Source organism: Haloferax sp. Atlit-12N (genome assembly GCF_003383095.1).
GTDB lineage: Archaea > Halobacteriota > Halobacteria > Halobacteriales > Haloferacaceae > Haloferax.
Map to the genome: position 1 here is coordinate 1 of NZ_PSYW01000039.1, position 1,508 is coordinate 1,508.

Consider the following 1,508-nt stretch of genomic DNA (forward strand, 5'->3'; position numbering starts at 1 on the left):
GCCCGCACCCAGCGAAATCTCTATAACCAGACCTACGATTCACTCGAAAGCTTAGCCGAGACGACTGGAGGTGTGACGACGCTCATGGTTCCAGAACATGGGTTTGGTGTCTACCTCACCCAGATTGTCCCCTCGGGTGCGACGACTCCACCACATCAAGAGGGTGAGCGAGCACACCTCCACGCTACCGCTGGGGGAAAAGTCATTCTCGCCTACCAACCGACAGAAACTGTCGAGTCGTGGTTGGAAAACCGGACGCTTCCGTCGCTGACGCCGTTCACAATTTCGGACCCAGAGGAACTCCAGTCAGAGCTGCAGTCTGTGCGGGACAGACGGGCCGCCCATTCGCGTCGTGAGCAGTTCGAAGAGTGGCATGCGGTCGCCGCTCCGGTTACGGACGATGACGACGAAGCTATTTGTGCGGTGGGTATCAAAAAGCCGGTCGACCCTAATGCGGATACGACAGACATGTCCGAGTTCAAGAACTTACTCGGGAGTACGGTGAGTTCTATCGAGAGTAAACTACGGTTCAGATAGTCTGACAAAATTACATTCATATGCTTGTAATCTCTATCCGAACACAATTCTGGCCATGCCCACACATATATAATACCAACTAACGAAAGCAGACGTATGGCTGATGATTCGATTGATCGACCGAACGTCCTCATGATCGTGACCGATCAACACCGGTGGGACACAGTTGGTGCGCACGGTTCTCCGATGGATCTCACACCGAACATCGATCAACTCGCCGCCGAGGGTCTTCGATTCGACAATGCAGTTACTCCACAGCCGGTCTGTGGTTCGTCGCAATCGGTTATTCATACTGGTCGATATGCAACTGAGACGGGCGTTTGGCGTCACTCACTTCCACTTGCTGACGGGGAACGAACGCTCGCACACTACTTCGCTGAGAACGGGTACGAGACGGGTTTCGTCGGGTCATGGCATCTGGCGGGGACATTTGACGAACCGGTGCCAACGTCCCACCGTGGTGGCTACGAAGACTTCTGGATCGGTGCTGATGTTCCCGAGTTCATGACTCAGCCTACGGAAGGGATGCTGTTCGACGAGAACGGCGAGCCCGTGACGTTCGATAAGTACCGTGCGGACGCCTTCGCTGACTTCGCTATCGACGCAATCGAGACGCTTTCGGAACCGTTCTTCTTGATGGTCGGCTTCTTGGAGCCACACGACCAGAACGACCAGCAGACGTTCGTCGCCCCTGAGGGATACGCAGAACGCTATAGAAACAACCCGTACGTTCCGCCGGATCTCCGTGACCGGCCAGGAAACTGGTTCAACGAACTGCCGGACTATTACGGCGCAGTCGAACGTATAGACGAGTGTATTGGCCGACTTACTGATACGCTTGCACGCACAGGTGTTCGTGACGAGACGATAGTTGCATTCACATCCGACCATGGGTGCCATTTCCGTAGTCGGCCCGGTGAGTATAAGCGCACCTGCCACGATGCATCCGTCCATGTCCCGGCTGTCCTTCA

2 protein-coding genes are annotated in these 1,508 nt (G+C 55.2%); both read left to right on the top strand.

Going from position 1 to position 1,508, the window contains the following annotated elements; all coding sequences use genetic code 11:
- On the top strand, positions 1-537 hold a 537-nt coding region (locus C5B90_RS19845), incomplete at its 5' end, for an IclR family transcriptional regulator (RefSeq protein WP_115883628.1).
- Between the two features lie 96 nt (positions 538-633).
- Positions 634-1,508, top strand: an 875-nt coding sequence (locus C5B90_RS19850; protein WP_233512151.1) for a sulfatase-like hydrolase/transferase, incomplete at its 3' end; no start/stop codon positions are given.